Source organism: Pseudoduganella umbonata, assembly GCF_014192225.1.
Classification (GTDB): Bacteria; Pseudomonadota; Gammaproteobacteria; order Burkholderiales; family Burkholderiaceae_D; genus Rugamonas; species Rugamonas umbonata.
Genome location: NZ_JACHXS010000005.1, coordinates 169,352 through 187,127, shown reverse-complemented (window position 1 = coordinate 187,127; position 17,776 = coordinate 169,352). Strand labels below are relative to the sequence as shown.

Here is a 17,776-nt window from a genome sequence, read left to right as displayed (position 1 = left end):
GAAGCGCATCCACGCAGATCTGTGCCGCCTTACGCTTGTTTACGCTCATTGACGCTCATTTGCGCTCATTGACGTTAACGTAAACGTAAACCACCGCGCAGGCAAGGGCCTCGTGACCCTCCGAGCTCAGCCGTTTGCCGTCTCCTGTGCCGCCAGCAGCCGCCGGCATTCGTCCTCGTGCGCGGCGATTTCAGCCAGCGACATCTCGATATCCTCGCGCTGCTGTTCCAGCGTTTCGCGGTGCTGCGCGAGTACCGTGAGGAAGCGATGCATCTGCGCCGCGGTGTCCTTCGGTGATTCATACATGTCGACCAGGCTCTTGATCTCGGAGAGCGACAGCCCGAGGCGCTTGCCGCGCAGTGTCAGCTTCAGCCGCGTGCGGTCGCGCGGCGTGTACACGCGGTTGCGGCCGCCGGCGCCTTCGCGCGATGGCGAGAGAATGCCCTGGTCTTCATAGAAGCGGATGGCGCGGGGCGTGATGTCGAACTCGCGCGCCAGCTCGGTGATGGTATAGGTTGGCATGGCTTACAATGGGTGACTTCCGTTTACGTAACGTCAAAACGTCACGAGCATTGTAGCGCACTGCCTCCCAGGAGAATCATGAACCCGCTCGAAGCCCAGCTGCATTATCCATTCGGCGACATCATTCCGGCGCCCGGCGACGCCATCGATATCGCACCGGGCATGCGCTGGCTGCGCCTGCCGCTGCCGTTCGCGCTGGACCACATCAACCTGTGGCTGCTCGACGACGCCGAGGATACGTATACCGTGGTCGATTGCGGCGCCGCCACCGATGCCAGCCGGGCCGGGTGGGAAGACGTGATGTCCAGCCATTTCGGCGGCAAGGCGCTGGGCCGCGTGCTCGTTACGCATTGCCATCCCGATCATGTGGGCCTGGCCGACTGGCTGTGCACGCGCTGGGGCGCGCCACTGGCGATGACGGCCGGCGAATACGGCTTCGCGCGGATGATGGCGGCCGCGCTGCCCGGCGTCGATGGCACCGGCGCGGTCGAGCATTTCCGGCGCCATGGCCTGTCCGACCCGGACATGCTGGAGAAAATGCAGAGCCGCAAGAATTACTATCCATCGCTGGTGCCCTCCGTGCCGCATTCCTACTTCCGCCTGGAACATGGGCAAGAGGTGGACATCGGCGGCCACGCCTGGCAAGTGATCACCGGGTTCGGTCACTCGCCCGAACACGCGTCGCTGTATTGCGCCGCATTGAACGTACTGATTTCCGGCGACATGGTGCTGCCCCGTATTTCCACCAACGTGTCCGTGTTCGCCATCGAACCGGAAGGCAATCCGCTGCAGCAGTACCTCGATTCGCTGGAGCGTTTCGCCGGCCTGCCGGACGATGTGCTGGTGCTGCCGGCGCATGGCAAGCCGTTCCGCGGCCTGCATACCCGGATCGGGCAGTTGCAGGACCACCATGCCGCACGGCTGGCGGAAGTGGTGGCGGCCTGCGCACAGCCCCGCTCGGCCGCCGAAATCGTCCCACTGATGTTCCGCCGTCCGCTGGACGCCCACATGCTCAGCTTTGCGCTCGGCGAAGCGCTCGCTCACCTTCACAAATTATGGCGCGATGGTATCGTGCGACGTGAAACGGATAGTGGCGGCATGATACGTTTCCGCACCTGAAGCCGACAAAGCAGCGGTAGACGCGGCGGGTTTGCCAGCCGGTTTTTTTCAGCGAATTTTTCAGCGCATTTTTCGCGGATTTTCAGCAGGCATCTGGCCAATTTCCTGGGGATAGACTGGATGGGATGTGCCCGCAGGCGCAACCCCGTTTTGTCGTATTCCCGTGGTTGCATGAATCATAACTGATGTGTCTGTTTAGACAGGCAAGGGCACCAGCTGACATCTTTACACCTTGGCAATCCCGTGCAATAAAGCAACATATTGCGCAAAATAATTGCATTAAAGGTAGGTGAAGGGCTGGAATCGGTGATTGATTGGAGGTTACAATGTTAATTGTATCCACCCCGATTTTGTCACATTTGGTCTGAGTATGGTTGAGACTGACATTCAGATCGTGACATGAAATAGTGCAACTATGAATTCTTCGAATGAACGCGAAAGCTTCAGCCAGCGGCTTCAGCAGGCTTTAAAAAACGCCCACTACTCCCCGGACAGCCCTACACGGCTGGCGCGGGAATTCAACATCCGGTTCGAAGGGCGGCCGATCACCGTGCACGCGGCACGCAAGTGGCTTGTCGGCGAGGCGATCCCCACGCAGGAAAAACTGCGCATGATCGCCCAGTGGCTGGGCGTGCCGGCGGAGTGGTTGCGGTTTGGCGGGCCGGAATCGGCGGCGCCGGCCAGCGAAGGCGGCAACAGCCCGTCGCGCTTCGAGTCTGCCGACGTGAAGCTGATCGCGGACCTGCAGCGCCTCGATGAGCATCACCGGCAGATCGCGCGTGAATTCATCCGCATGCTCGTGCGCGTCAATTACCCGAAATAAATTATATGAAACGGATTACGCGTAAAAAATTACGCGTGATCCGTTACGCGCGATGAGTTAGGCGCCATAAAGAGGCACTCGAGGCGGGATCACGGGCTCCGGCTGGCCAGCCGGCCAGCGGCCAGCCCGTCAGCCGGCCAGCCCGTCAGCCGGTCAGCCCATTCCAGCGCGGCGTCGCCCCGTTTGCCCCTTCCAGGCCAATCAGGTCGAGGACGCGCGCCACCGTGTGATCGACCAGGTCGTCGATCGTCTGCGGCCGGTGATAAAAGGCAGGCAGCGGTGGGAAAACGATGCCGCCTATTTCCGTGACGGCCGTCATATTGCGCAGGTGTGCCAGGTTGAACGGTGTCTCGCGCACCATCAGCACCAGGCGGCGGCGTTCTTTCAGCATCACATCCGCGGCGCGCGCGATCAGGTTGTCCGCCAGGCCATGGGCCACGGCGGCCAGCGTCTTCATCGAGCAGGGCGCGATCACCATCGCGTCGGTCAGGAACGATCCGCTGGCGATCGAGGCACCCACATTGTGGGCCTTGTGCACGACGTGCGCGAACGCTTCCACTTCGCGCCGGGCCAGGCCCGTTTCCTCGTGCAGGGTCAGTACTGCGGCGTCCGAAATCACCAGGTGAGTCTCGACACCGGGCAAGCTTTGCAGCGCCTGCAGCAGCCGGACGCCATACACGGCGCCGGTGGCGCCCGTGATGGCGACGACGATCCGTCGCGGACGTCCGGTCATGGTGTCAGCCGCTGCCGAGCTGCAATCACGCTTGATTGTCCAGCAGCTTCTTCAGTTCGCCCGACTCGTACATCTCGCTCATGATGTCGGAACCGCCGACGAATTCGCCGCGCACATACAGCTGCGGGATGGTCGGCCAGTTCGAGTATTCCTTGATGCCCTGGCGCACTTCGCCGTCTTCCAGCACGTTGACGGTGGCGATGTTCTCGACGCCGCATGCCTTCAGGATCTGGATCGCACGGCCGGAAAAACCGCACTGCGGGAATTGCGCGGTGCCTTTCATGAACAGCACCACCGGGGTGCTCGTCACGGTTTCCTTGATCCACTGTTGTACGTCGCTCATAGCTGCCTCAATAAGAAAATTCGTAAGAAAAAAAACGTAAGAAAAACTTCGGAATAGCGGCATTTTACAGGGATTCGCGGACCCGCTGCAGACCGCCGCCGCTTGGCGAAAAGGCCCCGCACGGCCCGGCTTGACCGCATGGCAACACGCCGCGGGCGTGTGGCGTACCGCTGCCGCACTGTAGATGTTGCGCTGCGGTGCACAGTTGCCTCCGTGCTACCATAATCCGCTGGTAGCGCTCTCTGAACGGTGACAGGAGGATTGCGGGATGGACGGGGACCGGGGCAACAAGCGGGTCAGGAAAGTGAAGCTGGGCGCCACCTGGCATCCCGAGCGTATCGAGCGCTGGCTGGAAAGCCAGTCAGCCCAGGGGCTGCACCTGGAATCGGTGGGGCCATTCGGCATCTATACCTTCCACGCCGATTTGCCCGAACCGCACGACTACCGGATCGACTTCGCGTCGACCCGGGAAATCGAAGACCCGCATTACGGGGAAGCGCCCACCGCCGCCGGCTGGAAGCTGGCGGGCCACTCGATGAGCTGGATGCTGTGGCGCGCCCCCAAGGGGGAAGCACGCGATATCTTCACGCATGCCCCGGCCCGCGTAACGACCTATCGCCGCCAGGCCATCGCGATGCTGATCATTGCCGGCATCCAGGTGCCGCCGCTGGTCAGCGGCACGCTGGCGCTGCGCCAGCTCGACAAACTGCCCTGGGCCGGAGTGCTGATCCTGTCTTCGGCCGTGATGTCGCTGGCGCTGTATGCGCTGGCCCGCGTGGCGGGGCGGCTGCTCAGCGTGAAGGACTCCTGACCGGAACGAGGGGAAGGGTGGCGCCTCCCCCTGGGACGTATTGTGTTTCTTCAGCCGCGCAGCTTGGCGAACGCGGCCGCCATCGAACCGCCCATGGCCGGTTCGCGCGCGGTGTTCTTCTGCTGCTGGCCGATGGCGCGGCGGTCGTTGCGGCGATCCTCGTTACTGCCGCCGCGCTGTTCCGGCCGGGAACCCGGCGTGGGCGCGCTATCCGACAGGCGCATCGTCAGGGCGATCCGCTTGCGCTTCGCATCCACTTCCAGCACCTTGACCTTGACGACCTGGCCGGCCTTCACCACCGTGTGCGGGTCTTTCACGAAGGTGTTCGACAGTGCCGAGATGTGCACCAGGCCGTCCTGGTGCACGCCGATGTCGACAAAGGCGCCGAACGCGGCCACGTTGGTGACCACGCCTTCCAGGATCATGTCCGGGCGCAGGTCGGCAATTTCTTCCACGCCTTCCTTGAACGTGGCGGTGGTGAACTCGGGCCGTGGATCGCGGCCCGGCTTTTCCAGTTCCTTCAGGATATCGGTCACCGTCGGCACGCCGAATTTTTCATCGGCATACCGCGCCGGCGACAGCGCCTTCAGTACCGGTGCCGCGCCGATCACGGACTTGATGTCCTTCTTGATGTCGGCCAGGATCTTTTCCACGACCGGATACGATTCCGGGTGCACGGCGGATGCATCGAGCGGGTTGTCGCCGTTCATCACGCGCAGGAAGCCGGCCGCCTGTTCGAACGTCTTGTCGCCCAGCCGCGGCACTTTCTTCAGTGCCATGCGCGACGTGAACGCGCCCTTCAGGTCGCGGTAGCTGACGATGCTCTGCGCCACGCTGGCGGACAGGCCGGACACCCGCGCCAGCAGCGGCGCCGATGCGGTATTCACGTCCACGCCGACGGCGTTCACGCAATCCTCGACCACCGCATCCAGACTGCGCGCCAGCTGCGTCTGGCTCACGTCATGCTGGTATTGCCCCACGCCGATCGATTTCGGATCGATTTTCACCAGTTCGGCCAGCGGATCCTGCAGGCGGCGCGCGATCGATACGGCGCCGCGCAGCGACACGTCCATGTCCGGCAGTTCGCGCGACGCGAATTCGGATGCCGAGTACACCGACGCGCCCGCTTCGGAAACGACGATCTTCGTCAGCTTCATCTCCGCGTGGCGTTTGATCAGGTCCTGCGCCAGTTTGTCCGTCTCGCGCGACGCGGTGCCGTTGCCGATCGAAATCAGCGACACGCCGTGCTTCGCGGCCAGCTGGCCCAGCGTGTGCAGCGCGCCTTCCCAGTCGTTGCGCGGCTGGTGCGGATACACGGTGGCGGTATCGACCACCTTGCCGGTGGCGTCGACCACGGCCACCTTCACGCCGGTGCGCAGGCCGGGGTCCAGTCCCATCGTGGCACGGGGCCCGGCCGGCGCCGCCAGCAGCAGCGCTTTCAGGTTGGTCGCGAACACATTGATCGCATCGAGCTCGGCCTTTTCGCGCAACGCACCCATCAGTTCCGTTTCCAGGTGCATGAAGCTTTTCACGCGCCAGGTCCAGCGCACGGTGTCGGTCAGCCACTTGTCGGCCGGGCGGCCAGCAGCCTTGATGCCGAAGCGTGCGGCGATGCGGCTTTCGCACGGATTGTGCGGCGCATCCCATTTCGGCTTTTCCGCTTCGGTGTCGAGGCGCAGCGTCACGTCCAGCACGCCTTCGCGGCGGCCCCGCATCAGCGCCAGCGCACGGTGCGACGGAACGCTGGCCAGCGGCTCCGAATAATCGAAGTAATCGGCGAATTTCTCGCCTTCATCCTGTTTTCCTTCGATAACTTTGGATTCCACGACGCCATGGTCCTGCACGTATTCGCGCAGCGATTGCACCAGGTTCGCGTCTTCGGCAAAGCGCTCCATCAGGATCTGGCGGGCGCCGTCCAGCGCGGCCTTGGTGTCGGCCACGCCGGGATTGTTGCCGTCCGGCGTGGTGAACGCTTCGCGCAGGTAGCCGGCCGCCATGGCTTCCGGATCCAGCGCCGGATCGGCCAGCAGGCTGTCGGCCAGCGGCGCCAGGCCCGCCTCGATGGCGATCTGCGCCTTCGTGCGGCGTTTTTGCTTATACGGCAGGTACAGATCTTCCAGCCGGGTCTTGTCTTCGGCGTGCAGGATGGCGTCCAGCAGTTCCGGCGTCATCTTGTTCTGCTCGGTGATCGACGCCACGATCGTATTGCGGCGTTCTTCCAGCTCGCGCAGGTAGCGCAGGCGCTCTTCGAGCAGGCGCAGCTGGATATCGTCGAGGCCGCCGGTCGCTTCCTTGCGGTAGCGGGCGATGAAGGGGACGGTGGCGCCCTCGTCCAGCAGGGCGATCGCGGCGGCCACCTGGGCCGGCTTGGCGGCCAGCTCGACGGCCAGGCGTTGTTCGATGGAAGGCAGCATGTGTTCAGTTCTCAACAGACAAGCTTTTAATCATACATGACGGCACCCCGCCATGGAGCGAAGCCGGTCGCTGGAACATAAGTTGGAACATAAGTTAGAACATAAGCAAACACAGGAAGGCTGTTGGCGGATAATATTGCATGTTGCTGTTTTTGAACCGTCCTGAATACAACGATGCGACCAATGGATTTGACCCGCGACGAAGCTCCCGCAACTCCTGCTGCCCCTGCCTCCGCTCCCCCCAGCCCGCCAGCGACCCAGCTGCCGTACGCGGTCGCCATCTGGCTGCAGCGGGTCGACGCGGCTGCGCACCCGAAGGCGAAACTGGCCCCGGTCGATTCCGATCCGAAGCAAACCAGCTACAAGCTGATCTACGTTCTCGCTCCTACCTCGGGCGGCCGCCATGTGGCGCTGGCGCTGTACAAGGCACGGCTGCGCCCGAACGGCGACGTGGCCGCCGCCAGCCCCGTCAACGAAGTGTTTTCGCTGCTGTCCGCGCCGCCGCCGTTCCTGGAACCGGGCGACGAAGACCTGGTGCGTTTCTTCGTGGCGATGCGCACCGGCCCCAATTCGCCGACCGGCAGCGCGACGGAACCGCGCGGCAAGATCGGCGCGGCGCTGTTGCAGATGCTGTCCGAGCAGGAAAAACTGCTGTGGGCCAACTCCTGGGCGGATGTCGGCAATGGCCTGGTCTACCCGATGAAGGCGGGCCAGGTGCGCACGGCCAACCTGGCGTGGCGCGAAGAGGGCAAGGGCCTGCGGCTGGGCTGGAAGGTGGAAGCGCCGGAAAACGTGCCGGGCGGCGCGCGCCACGCCGGCGCCGACCAGATCGACTACATGCTGCCGACCGAACCGCCGTGGTATATCGACAACCTGTCGTGCGGCGTGCTGCACCTGAACCAGGGCGGCGCCGATATCGCGCTGGCCGAACTGCAGGCGCTGGTTGCTCAAGCACCACTGTTAATGCCTAACGACAAAATGCGTGTATCGCAGCTGCTGCTGGCGCATGGCTTGCAGCAACTGATGCCGCTGCCACAGCCGCTGCCACAGCGCCTGCGCGAAGACGTCAAGCCGCGCCCGATCCTGGTGCTCGACGCGGCGCAGCTGTCCGATGGTTCGGTGCAGAAATGGCACGACTACGCGGTGCTGTCCTATGACTACGATGGCGAGCGCGTATCGTTCGATCCGTCGCAGCGGGTGGTGCGCCAGCGCGGCGAAGTCACCGAAATCATCGTCCGCAACGAGGAACTCGAGAACGCCGCGCTCGATACGCTGACGCACCTTGGCTTCCGCAAGCCGACCGCGCTGCCGCTGTCGTCCGTCCGCGGCGGCCTGCTGCTGGCGAACCAGGCCGACTGGATCCGCTTTGCCGAGTCCGGCATCGCGGCGCTGCAGGCGCAAGGCTGGCAAGTCGAGAAAACGTCGAAATACCGCTATGACATGACGGTGGTCGACGAGTGGTATGCCGAAATCGAGGAAGAGGGCGCGGAAACGGGCAATGCGTGGTTCGAGCTGGAACTGGGCATCACCGTGGGCGACGAGCGCGTGCCGCTGCTGCCGGTGCTGGTGCAGATGATCCGCAACATGCCGAACGATTTCAGCGCCAAGGCGCTGTCCGTCCACGGTGAAACGGACCAGATGCTGGCCACGCTGCCCGGCGGTACCCGCGTGGCGCTGCCGTGGGCGCGCGTGAAACCGATCCTGGGCACGCTGGGCGAACTGTATTTCAACGACAAGATCCGCCATTCGGTGCGCATGAGCACGCTGGACGCGGCACGGCTGGACGAGCTGGCCCGTACGGGCGAGTTCAACTGGACGGGCGGCGAAGAGCTGCGCGACATGGGCCGCCGGCTCAATCAGTTCTCGTCCGTCAAGCGCGTCTCCACTCCGGCCGGCCTGCAGGCCACGCTGCGCGATTACCAGACCGAAGGCCTGTCGTGGATGCAGTTCCTGCGCGAATACGGCCTGGCCGGCATCCTGGCCGATGATATGGGCCTGGGCAAGACGGTGCAGACGCTGGCGCACATTCTGGTCGAAAAGGAATCGGGCCGGATGACGCACCCGACGCTGGTGATCGCGCCGACCTCGCTGATGGGCAACTGGCAGGACGAGACTGCCCGCTTCGCGCCCAGCCTGAAGGTGCTGCTGTTGCAGGGCAAGGACCGCGCCGAGCTGTTCGACAAGGTTCCGGAAGCGGACCTGGTGCTGACCACGTATGCGCTGCTGCCGCGCGACGAGGAAAAGCTGCGCGAGCACGATTTCCACATGGTGATCCTGGACGAGTCGCATTACATCAAGAACACCCGCTCGAAGGCGGCGCAAAGCGCCAGCCTGCTGCGTACCAAGCACCGGCTGTGCCTGTCCGGCACGCCGCTGGAGAATCACCTGGGCGAACTGTGGTCGCAGTTCCACTTCCTGCTGCCGGGCCTGCTGGGCGACGAAAAATCGTTCAACTCGCAGTTCCGCCACCCGATCGAGCGGCAGGACGACCCGCTGCGCAGGATGTTGCTCAATCGCCGGATCAAGCCGTTCCTGCTGCGCCGCACCAAGGACAGCGTGGCCAAGGAACTGCCGCCGAAGACAGAGATGGTGCGCAAGGTCGAACTGACCGGCGCCCAGCGCGACCTGTACGAAACGGTGCGGCTGGCGATGGACCAGAAAGTACGCGAGGAAATCGACCGCAAGGGCGTGGCGCGCAGCCAGATCGTGATCCTGGAAGCCTTGCTGAAACTGCGGCAGGTATGCTGCGATCCGCGGCTGGTCAAGTCGCTGTCGACCCGCAAGCAGCAGGCCGCCGGTTCCGCCAAGCTGGCCGACCTGATGCAGATGCTGGAAGACTTGCTGGAAGAAAAGCGCAAGATCCTCGTGTTCTCGCAGTTCACGTCGATGCTGGAACTGATCCAGGAAGAGCTCGATTCGCGCGATATCCCGTATGCGCTGCTGACCGGCGAAACCCGCGACCGCGGCGCCCAGGTGGCCGCGTTCCAGCAAGGGGCGGTGCCGATCTTCCTGATCAGCCTGAAGGCGGGCGGCGTGGGCCTGAACCTGACCGCGGCCGATACGGTGATCCACTACGATCCGTGGTGGAATCCGGCCGCCGAACAGCAGGCCACCGACCGCGCCTGGCGCATCGGGCAGGACAAGCCGGTGTTCGTCTATAAACTGATTGCCAAGGGCACGCTGGAAGAAAAGATCCAGGTGCTGCAGCAGAAGAAAGCCGACCTGGCGCAGTCCGTGCTGGCCGAAGGCGAGTCGCAGAAGATGGCGTTGACGCAGGAAGACCTGCAGCAGATCTTTGCCCCGCTGGTCGACTGACGGGCGGCATGATGGACGAGGCCGACTACAGAATGATGCTCGAGCACGGCACCGGGATCTCCTGGATGCTGGACTGTGCGACGGGACAGTTGCTGTACGTTAGCCCGCTCGCCGCACGGCGCTTCGGTTGGCCGCCGGACGGCGCCCTGGCCCGTGCCCAGGCCATCGCCGCGCCGCTGTTGCAGGATTTGCCGGAGCGGCTGGAGCGCTTCCGGCAGGGCGACGACAGCCGCCGCACCCTGCTGCGCGAAGCGGAAGTGGAAGGCGTTCCCTTCGAGATCGAATCGACGCTGGTCAATGAAACCCGGCTGGTCGGCGTGGTGCGCGATATCACGGCGCGCCGCGACTTCGAGCAGCAGCAGAAAAAATTCGCGTCGATGCTGTCGCATGAGTTCCGCTCGCCGCTGGCCACCATCGATGGCGCCATCCAGCGCCTGGTGATGACGGACAAGGGCGCGGACGAAGGCGCCACGAAGCGCTACCACAAGATCCAGTCCGCGGTGGACCGGCTGCTCGGCATGGTCGACGAATACCTGTCGCCGGAACGGCTGGCGGCCATCGGGCGGCCCCGGCGCGGGAATGGCATCGCGCCGGCGGAACTGATGGAAGCGGCTGCCGGGCCGGTGCGGGCGCGGCGCGCCGGCATCGTCGTGCACACGGGCGATGCGCCGGCGTGGGTGCGCGCCGATCCCGATGGCATGCGGATGTGCCTCGACGTGCTGCTGGACAATGCCATCAAGTACACGCCGCCGGACTCGCCGATCGACCTGTGGGCCGGCAAGGCAACCGGCGGCGGCGTGGAGTTTACCGTCGCCGATCGCGGTCCGGCCATCCCGGAAGGGGAAATCGGCCGGCTGTTCGACAAGGGTTACCGGGGCAGTGCCGCCGCGGGCATCGCCGGCTCCGGCATCGGCCTGTACATGGCAAAAGCGGTCATCGAAGTGCACGGTGGTACTCTCAGCGTGCAGAACTTGCCTGAAAGCGGCAAGAAGTTCCGGATTTGGCTTCCGGTCGCCGTATAAACCTTGCGCCGTATCGTTACTCCCGTGATAATTCTTTGAGTAGCGAACAACACTTAATGGCTATCGATGACGCAGATATTGATCGTGGAAGACAACCTGGAATACGCCGAAGAAATGGCGGATTACCTGGGAGAGCTGGGACACGGTGTCAGCATCACCAACAATGCCGGCGAAATGTGGTCCGCGTTGAGCCAGGGCAATGTCGGCGTCGTGGTGCTGGACCTCGGTCTTCCCGATGAGGACGGTATCAATGTGATACCGAGGATGCGCCAATTGTACCCCCAGATCGGCCTGCTTGTGCTTACCGGACGTGTCAATTTCGACAGCCGCATCCTGGGCCTGCGCCTGGGCGCCGATCATTACCTGACCAAACCCATCAAGTTCCCGGAACTGGCCGCGCATATCGAGGCGCTCGATCGCCGCGTCGGTCCGCAGGAAACCGCGCCCGCGCCCAGCAAATGGACACTGCGCCTGTCGGCCCGCCAGCTCGAACTGCAGGGCCAGGCCATCACGCTGACGGAAAAGGAATGCAATTTCCTGCACCTGCTGACCATCAATACCCGGCCCGTGCCGCGGCAGGTGATCGTGGCCGGCATCGGCGGCGACGATCCCGATGCGGGCCGCCGCGTGGACATGCTGGTCTACCGGCTGCGCAAGAAAGCCCGTACGGGCCTGGGGCAGGACCTGCCGCTGCGCAGCGCCTATGGCGAGGGGTACAGCCTGTCGACCAGTTTCAACCTGTCGTGACCGCGGCGGCAATGTCCAGCCGCGGCGACAGGTAAGGATGAAGACTAAATAGGGACAGAGCCGACGGGAAATTCTAGTTTCTTGAAAGCAATCGGGGACAGGGTCGTTGCAGCGGGTTATCATGGCTGTTTCAATCGATTCCAACCTGGCATGGCCCGACTCCCCCGTCTCATCGTTCCCTCCCAGCCCCATTATGTGATCCAGCGCGGCCTGAACGGCCAGAGCGTTTTCCAGGACACGGACGATTACACGACCTTTCTTGCCTGGCTGCGCACGGCGGCGCGGACCTACAAGGTCGCCATCCACGCCTATGTGCTGTTGCCGGACGGGCTGCACCTGCTGGCGACGCCGTCCGACGAAGAGGGCCTGGGCCAGATGATGCAATGGCTGGGCCGCTGCTATGTGCCGTACTACAACCAGAAATACGGCCGCGCCGGCACGCTGTGGCACGGGCGCTACAAGACTGCCGTCGTCGAGGCCGCGAACTTCCTGCTGACCTGCTGCCGCTACCTCGAGGCGGCCCCGGTGCGTGCCGGGCTGGTCCCGGCCGTCGACGCGTATCCATGGTCCAGCTACGCCCACCATGCCGGGATCCGGTCGGACAATGTCGTCACCGATCACCCGGCCTACTGGTCGCTCGGCAATACGCCGTTCCAGCGCGAGGCCGCCTACATCGAGCTTTCTACGCAGCATTTGCCCGCCGCGCAGACCGCTGTGGTCGAAGCCGCCGTCCTGAAAGGATGGCCGCTGGGCACCGACAAGTACAAGAAAGAACTTGAGCAGAAGGCCAAGCGGCAAGTCCTGCCCGCCAAGCGCGGCCGGCCATTCAAGCAGCCTCCATCGGCCTGATTCCCCGCCCAAACGTGTTATCTGTTGTTTAACAACCAGCTCAACAGCGCGTCCTCGTTCCTAACCTTCTGATTTCACGGATGTTGCTAAAAATCGGGGTCAGACCCCGGTTTTTGGCAATATTTGCCATCAGGACAGCGCTATTGCAACGGGCGAGCAATCTTCTTTCATGTATCCCACTCTGTCCCTAATTAAAATTTTGCGCAAAAATAGTGCATTTAATTCGACTCCGACCCTAATTAATTAAGTTGAGTTTACTTGTGCGATGCACTATTCTCGGTCTTCAATTTGCAAAACCGGAGCCATGCGTACCCGCCACGGTAGGTGTTCACGGCTTCCAGCTTCGGAGAAAGCCCATGAACGCGCAAGGTTTGTACGACCCAGCCAACGAACACGATGCCTGCGGTGTCGGCTTCGTAGCCCATATCAAAGGCCAGAAAAGCCATTCCATCATCGAACAGGGTCTGCAGATCCTGAAGAACATCGACCACCGCGGCGCCGTGGGTGCCGACAAGCTGATGGGCGACGGTGCCGGCATCCTGATCCAGATCCCGGACCAGTTCTACCGCGACGAGATGGGCAAGCAGGGCGTGGAACTGCCGCCGCCGGGTGAATACGGCGTGGGCATGGTGTTCCTGCCGAAGGAAAGCGCTTCGCGCATCGCCTGCGAACAGGAAATCGAGCGCGCCGTGCGCATCGAAGGCCAGGTCGTGCTGGGCTGGCGCAATGTGCCGGTCGATACGGAAATGCCGATGTCGCCGCTGGTGCGTGCGAAAGAGCCGGTGATCCGCCAGATCTTCATCGGCCGCGGCGCGGACATCATGGTGACCGATGCGCTCGAGCGCAAGCTGTACGTCATCCGCAAGTCGTCCGGCCACGCGATCCAGGCACTGAAGCTGCAACACGGTAACGAATTCTTCGTGCCGTCGATGTCGGCCCGTACCGTTGTCTACAAAGGCCTGCTGCTGGCCGACCAGGTCGGCGTGTACTACCGCGACCTGCAGGATCCGCGCTGCATCTCCGCGCTGGCACTGGTGCACCAGCGCTTCTCCACGAACACCTTCCCGGAATGGCCGCTGGCCCACCCGTACCGCCTGATCGCGCACAACGGCGAGATCAACACGGTCAAGGGCAACTTCAACTGGATGCGCGCCCGCGAAGGCGTGATGAAGTCGGCCGTGCTGGGCGACGACCTGCAGAAGCTGTTCCCGCTGATCTATGAAGGCCAGTCGGACACCGCCTGCTTCGACAATGCGCTGGAACTGCTGCTGATGGCGGGCTACCCGCTGGCACAGGCCATGATGATGATGATTCCGGAAGCGTGGGAAAACCACACGCTGATGGACGACAACCGCAAGGCGTTCTACGAATACCACGCCGCGATGATGGAGCCGTGGGACGGCCCCGCCGCCATGGCCTTCACCGACGGCCGCTATATCGGCGGCACGCTGGACCGCAATGGCCTGCGCCCCGCGCGCTACATCGTCACGGACGACGACCTGGTGGTGATGGCATCGGAATCGGGCGTGCTGCCGATCCCGGAATCGAAGATCATCCAGAAATGGCGCCTGCAGCCGGGCAAGATGTTCCTGATCGACCTGGAAGCGGGCCGCATCATCGACGACAAGGAACTGAAGGATACGTACGCCAACGCCAAGCCGTACAAGGCGTGGATCAACGCTGTCCGCATCAAGCTGAACAGCCTGAAGCTGGCCGAAAGCCAGCTGGCGCACAACGCGGCCAAGTACACCGCCCAGGGCGAAAAGCTGCCGGCATCGCTGCTGGACCGCCAGCAGGCGTTCGGCTATACCCAGGAAGACCTGCGCTTCCTGCTGGCGCCGATGGCCGCCGCCGGCGAGGAAGCCACCGGCTCGATGGGCAACGACTCGCCGCTGGCCGTCATGTCCAACAAGCTGAAGCCGCTGTATAACTACTTCAAGCAGCTGTTCGCCCAGGTGACGAACCCGCCGATCGATCCGATCCGCGAAGCGATGGTGATGTCGCTGGTGTCGTTCATCGGCCCGAAACCGAACCTGCTGGACACCAACAACGTCAATCCGCCGATGCGCCTCGAAGTGTCGCAGCCGGTGCTGTCGTTCGATGACATGGCGCGCCTGCGCCACATCAGCCAGCACACGGGCGGCAAGTTCAAGTCGTACGAACTGTCGATCTGCTATCCGCTGGCCTGGGGCAAGGAAGGCGTGGAAGCGTCGCTGGCATCGCTGTGCGCGGAAGCCGTCGATGCGATCAAGTCCGGCCACAACATCCTGATCGTGTCCGACCGCGCCGTGTGCGCCGACCGCGTGGCGATCCCGGCGCTGCTGGCAACGTCCGCGATCCACCAGCACCTGGTCAGCAAGGGCCTGCGCGCCTCGACCGGCCTGGTCGTCGAAACCGGTTCGGCCCGCGAAACGCACCACTTCGCGCTGCTGGCGGGCTACGGTGCCGAAGCCGTGCACCCGTACCTGGCGATGGAAACGCTGGCCGAGCTGGCCCACGCGATGCCGGGCGACCTGACGCCGGAAACCGCGCTGTACAACTACACGAAAGCCGTCGGCAAGGGCCTGATGAAGGTGATGTCGAAGATGGGCATCTCCACCTACATGTCGTACTGCGGCGCGCAGATCTTCGAAGCCGTCGGCCTGAACAAGGCGGTGGTGAACAAGTACTTCAAGGGCACCGCGTCGAACGTGGAAGGCATCGGCCTGTTCGAGATCGCCGACGAAGCGCTGCGCCTGCATAACCTGGCCTTCGGCAACGACCCGGTGCTGGCCGAATCGCTGGACGCCGGCGGCGAATACGCCTACCGCGTGCGCGGCGAAGACCACCTGTGGACGCCGGATGCGATCGCCAAGCTGCAGCACTCGACCCGCGCGAACAATTTCAACACCTATAAAGAGTACGCGCAGATCATCAACGACCAGAGCCGCCGTCACCTGACGCTGCGTGGCCTGTTCGAGTTCAAGATCGATCCGTCGAAGGCCATCCCGCTGGAAGAAGTCGAACCGGCCAAGGAAATCGTCAAGCGTTTCGCCACCGGCGCCATGTCGATGGGCTCGATCTCCACCGAAGCGCACGCCACGCTGGCGATCGCGATGAACCGCATCGGCGGCAAGTCGAACACCGGCGAAGGCGGCGAGGATCCGAACCGCTTCAAGGCCGAGCTGAAAGGCATCCCGATCAAGCAGGGCGCGACGATGGCCGACGTCATCGGCAAGGACCAGGTGGTGGTCGACATTCCGCTGCTGGAAGGCGATTCGCTGCGCTCGAAGATCAAGCAAGTGGCTTCCGGCCGCTTCGGCGTGACGGCGGAATACCTGAATTCCGCGGACCAGATCCAGATCAAGATGGCGCAGGGCGCCAAGCCGGGCGAAGGCGGCCAGCTGCCGGGCCACAAGGTCTCCGGCTATATCGCCACGCTGCGTTTCGCGGTACCGGGCGTCGGCCTGATCTCGCCGCCGCCGCACCACGACATCTACTCGATCGAAGACCTGGCGCAGCTGATCCACGACCTGAAGAACGTCAACCCGCGCGCATCGATCTCGGTGAAGCTGGTGTCCGAAGTGGGTATCGGCACCGTGGCCGCCGGCGTCTCGAAAGCCAAGGCGGACCACGTGGTGGTGGCCGGCCATGACGGCGGTACCGGTGCCTCGCCGCTGTCGTCGGTGAAGCACGCCGGCACGCCGTGGGAGCTGGGTCTCGCAGAGACCCAGCAAACCCTGGTGCTGAACGGCCTGCGCAACCGGATCCGCGTGCAGGCCGACGGCCAGATGCGTACCGGCCGAGACGTGGTCATCGCCGCGCTGCTGGGCGCCGACGAAATCGGCTTTGCCACGGCACCGCTGGTGGTAGAAGGCTGCATCATGATGCGCAAGTGCCACTTGAACACCTGCCCGGTGGGTGTGGCCACGCAGGACCCGGTGCTGCGCGCCAAGTTCCAGGGCAAGCCGGAACACGTGGTGAACTACTTCTTCTTCGTTGCTGAAGAAGCGCGTCAACTGATGGCGCAGCTGGGCATCCGCACGTACGATGAACTGATCGGCCGTGCCGACCTGCTCGACAAGTCGAAGGCGATCACGCACTGGAAGGCGCAGGGCCTGGACTTCTCCGCCATCTTCTACCAGCCGCGGGTCAACGAAGGCCTGTGCATGTACCACAACGAAGAGCAGGAGCACGGCCTGGAAAACGCGCTCGATCACAAGCTGATCGCGCAAGCCAAGGCCGCGCTGGAGAAGGGCGAGCGCGTATCGTTCATCTCGCCGGTGAAGAACCGCAACCGCACCGTGGGCACGATGCTGTCGGGCGAAGTGGCGGCGCGCTACGGCCATGCCGGCCTGCCGGACGACACGATCCACATCCAGCTGCAGGGTACCGCCGGCCAGTCGGCCTGCGCCTTCCTGGCGCATGGCATCACGATCGACCTGGTGGGCGAAGGCAACGACTACGTGGGCAAGGGCCTGTCTGGCGGCCGCATCATCGTCCGTCCGAACACCGAGTTCCGCGGCTGGGCCGTCAACAACATCATCATCGGCAACACGGTGCTGTACGGCGCGATCGCCGGCGAAGCCTTCTTCAACGGCGTGGCCGGCGAGCGTTTCGCGGTGCGTAACTCGGGTGCCACGGCCGTTGTCGAAGGCACGGGCGACCACGGTTGCGAGTACATGACCGGCGGTACGGTGGTGGTACTGGGCCACACGGGCCGCAACTTCGCGGCGGGCATGTCGGGCGGTATCGCCTACGTGTACGACCCGGACGGCGATTTCGAGAAGCGCTGCAACCTGTCGATGGTCAGCCTGGAAGAAGTGCTGCCGGCCGCCGAGCACGACGACAAGGCGACCTGGCACGCCCAGCACCGCAACGGCACGCCGGAGTCGGACGAAGCGATCCTGAAGCGCCTGATCGAACGCCACTTCAAGCACACGGGCAGCACCCGCGCCCGCCTGTTGCTGGATAACTGGGCCGAAAGCCGCGGCAAGTTCGTCAAGGTGTTCCCGAACGAATACAAGCGCGCTCTGGTCGAACTGGCGGATAACGCCTCGATCGAAGCTGAAACCCAGGCCATCGCCGCTTAAGGAAGG

General features: G+C 63.7%; 12 protein-coding genes. 8 read left to right on the top strand and 4 right to left on the bottom strand.

The window, feature by feature from the left end; translation table 11 throughout:
• Window positions 1-126 precede the first annotated feature (126 nt).
• Complete coding sequence (locus FHS02_RS14975; protein ID WP_137315273.1) at window positions 127-522, bottom strand: MerR family transcriptional regulator; 396 nt, start codon at window positions 520-522, stop codon at window positions 127-129.
• Between the two features lie 78 nt (window positions 523-600).
• Between FHS02_RS14975 and FHS02_RS14970 the strand changes: the two genes are divergently transcribed.
• Both FHS02_RS14970 and FHS02_RS14965 read left to right on the top strand, forming a co-directional pair.
• A complete protein-coding gene (locus FHS02_RS14970) occupies window positions 601-1,641 on the top strand; it encodes an MBL fold metallo-hydrolase (RefSeq protein ID WP_137315272.1) in 1,041 nt (346 codons plus the stop codon).
• A 415-nt stretch (window positions 1,642-2,056) separates the two neighbouring features.
• On the top strand, window positions 2,057-2,464 hold the full coding sequence (locus FHS02_RS14965; RefSeq protein WP_137315271.1) for a hypothetical protein: 408 nt from the start codon (window positions 2,057-2,059) through the stop codon (window positions 2,462-2,464).
• Window positions 2,465-2,609: 145 nt separating this feature from the next.
• Here FHS02_RS14965 and FHS02_RS14960 read toward each other — a convergent pair whose 3' ends face one another.
• Both FHS02_RS14960 and grxD read right to left on the bottom strand, forming a co-directional pair.
• Window positions 2,610-3,197, bottom strand: a complete 588-nt coding sequence (locus FHS02_RS14960) for a UbiX family flavin prenyltransferase (protein ID WP_137315270.1) — start codon at window positions 3,195-3,197, stop codon at window positions 2,610-2,612.
• 25 nt (window positions 3,198-3,222) lie between these two features.
• Window positions 3,223-3,540: a Grx4 family monothiol glutaredoxin gene (gene grxD, locus FHS02_RS14955; protein ID WP_137315269.1), complete on the bottom strand. Its 318-nt coding sequence runs from the start codon at window positions 3,538-3,540 to the stop codon at window positions 3,223-3,225.
• 268 nt (window positions 3,541-3,808) lie between these two features.
• Between grxD and FHS02_RS14950 the strand changes: the two genes are divergently transcribed.
• Window positions 3,809-4,351: a DUF2812 domain-containing protein gene (locus tag FHS02_RS14950; protein WP_137315268.1), complete on the top strand. Its 543-nt coding sequence runs from the start codon at window positions 3,809-3,811 to the stop codon at window positions 4,349-4,351.
• Between the two features lie 50 nt (window positions 4,352-4,401).
• On the opposite strand, the gene FHS02_RS14945 is transcribed toward FHS02_RS14950, so the two are convergent.
• Window positions 4,402-6,765, bottom strand: a complete 2,364-nt coding sequence (locus FHS02_RS14945; RefSeq protein WP_137315267.1) for a Tex family protein — start codon at window positions 6,763-6,765, stop codon at window positions 4,402-4,404.
• A 183-nt stretch (window positions 6,766-6,948) separates the two neighbouring features.
• On the opposite strand from FHS02_RS14945, the gene FHS02_RS14940 reads away from it, so the two are divergent.
• The 5 genes from FHS02_RS14940 to FHS02_RS14920 all read left to right on the top strand — a co-directional run bounded on the left by FHS02_RS14940 (window position 6,949) and on the right by FHS02_RS14920 (window position 17,770).
• On the top strand, window positions 6,949-10,080 hold the full coding sequence (locus FHS02_RS14940) for a DEAD/DEAH box helicase (protein ID WP_137315266.1): 3,132 nt from the start codon (window positions 6,949-6,951) through the stop codon (window positions 10,078-10,080).
• A gap of 8 nt (window positions 10,081-10,088) precedes the next feature.
• Window positions 10,089-11,102 carry a PAS domain-containing sensor histidine kinase gene (locus FHS02_RS14935; RefSeq protein WP_137315265.1) on the top strand — a complete coding sequence of 338 codons (1,014 nt, stop codon included), beginning with the start codon at window positions 10,089-10,091 and terminating at the stop codon, window positions 11,100-11,102.
• A gap of 66 nt (window positions 11,103-11,168) precedes the next feature.
• Window positions 11,169-11,849, top strand: coding sequence for a response regulator transcription factor (locus tag FHS02_RS14930; RefSeq protein ID WP_137315264.1), 681 nt, complete (start codon window positions 11,169-11,171; stop codon window positions 11,847-11,849).
• 150 nt (window positions 11,850-11,999) lie between these two features.
• A complete protein-coding gene (locus FHS02_RS14925; protein ID WP_137315263.1) occupies window positions 12,000-12,698 on the top strand; it encodes a transposase in 699 nt (232 codons plus the stop codon).
• A gap of 356 nt (window positions 12,699-13,054) precedes the next feature.
• A complete protein-coding gene (locus FHS02_RS14920; protein ID WP_137315262.1) occupies window positions 13,055-17,770 on the top strand; it encodes a glutamate synthase-related protein in 4,716 nt (1,571 codons plus the stop codon).
• Window positions 17,771-17,776 lie beyond the last annotated feature (6 nt).

Coding starts and splice junctions, on each gene's coding strand:
- FHS02_RS14975 (WP_137315273.1), bottom strand. CDS start 522: ATGCCAACCTATACCATCACCGAGCTGGCGCGCGAGTTCGACATCACG.
- FHS02_RS14970 (WP_137315272.1), top strand. CDS start 601: ATGAACCCGCTCGAAGCCCAGCTGCATTATCCATTCGGCGACATCATT.
- FHS02_RS14965 (WP_137315271.1), top strand. CDS start 2,057: ATGAATTCTTCGAATGAACGCGAAAGCTTCAGCCAGCGGCTTCAGCAG.
- FHS02_RS14960 (WP_137315270.1), bottom strand. CDS start 3,197: ATGACCGGACGTCCGCGACGGATCGTCGTCGCCATCACGGGCGCCACC.
- grxD (WP_137315269.1), bottom strand. CDS start 3,540: ATGAGCGACGTACAACAGTGGATCAAGGAAACCGTGACGAGCACCCCG.
- FHS02_RS14950 (WP_137315268.1), top strand. CDS start 3,809: ATGGACGGGGACCGGGGCAACAAGCGGGTCAGGAAAGTGAAGCTGGGC.
- FHS02_RS14945 (WP_137315267.1), bottom strand. CDS start 6,765: ATGCTGCCTTCCATCGAACAACGCCTGGCCGTCGAGCTGGCCGCCAAG.
- FHS02_RS14940 (WP_137315266.1), top strand. CDS start 6,949: ATGGATTTGACCCGCGACGAAGCTCCCGCAACTCCTGCTGCCCCTGCC.
- FHS02_RS14935 (WP_137315265.1), top strand. CDS start 10,089: ATGATGGACGAGGCCGACTACAGAATGATGCTCGAGCACGGCACCGGG.
- FHS02_RS14930 (WP_137315264.1), top strand. CDS start 11,169: ATGACGCAGATATTGATCGTGGAAGACAACCTGGAATACGCCGAAGAA.
- FHS02_RS14925 (WP_137315263.1), top strand. CDS start 12,000: ATGGCCCGACTCCCCCGTCTCATCGTTCCCTCCCAGCCCCATTATGTG.
- FHS02_RS14920 (WP_137315262.1), top strand. CDS start 13,055: ATGAACGCGCAAGGTTTGTACGACCCAGCCAACGAACACGATGCCTGC.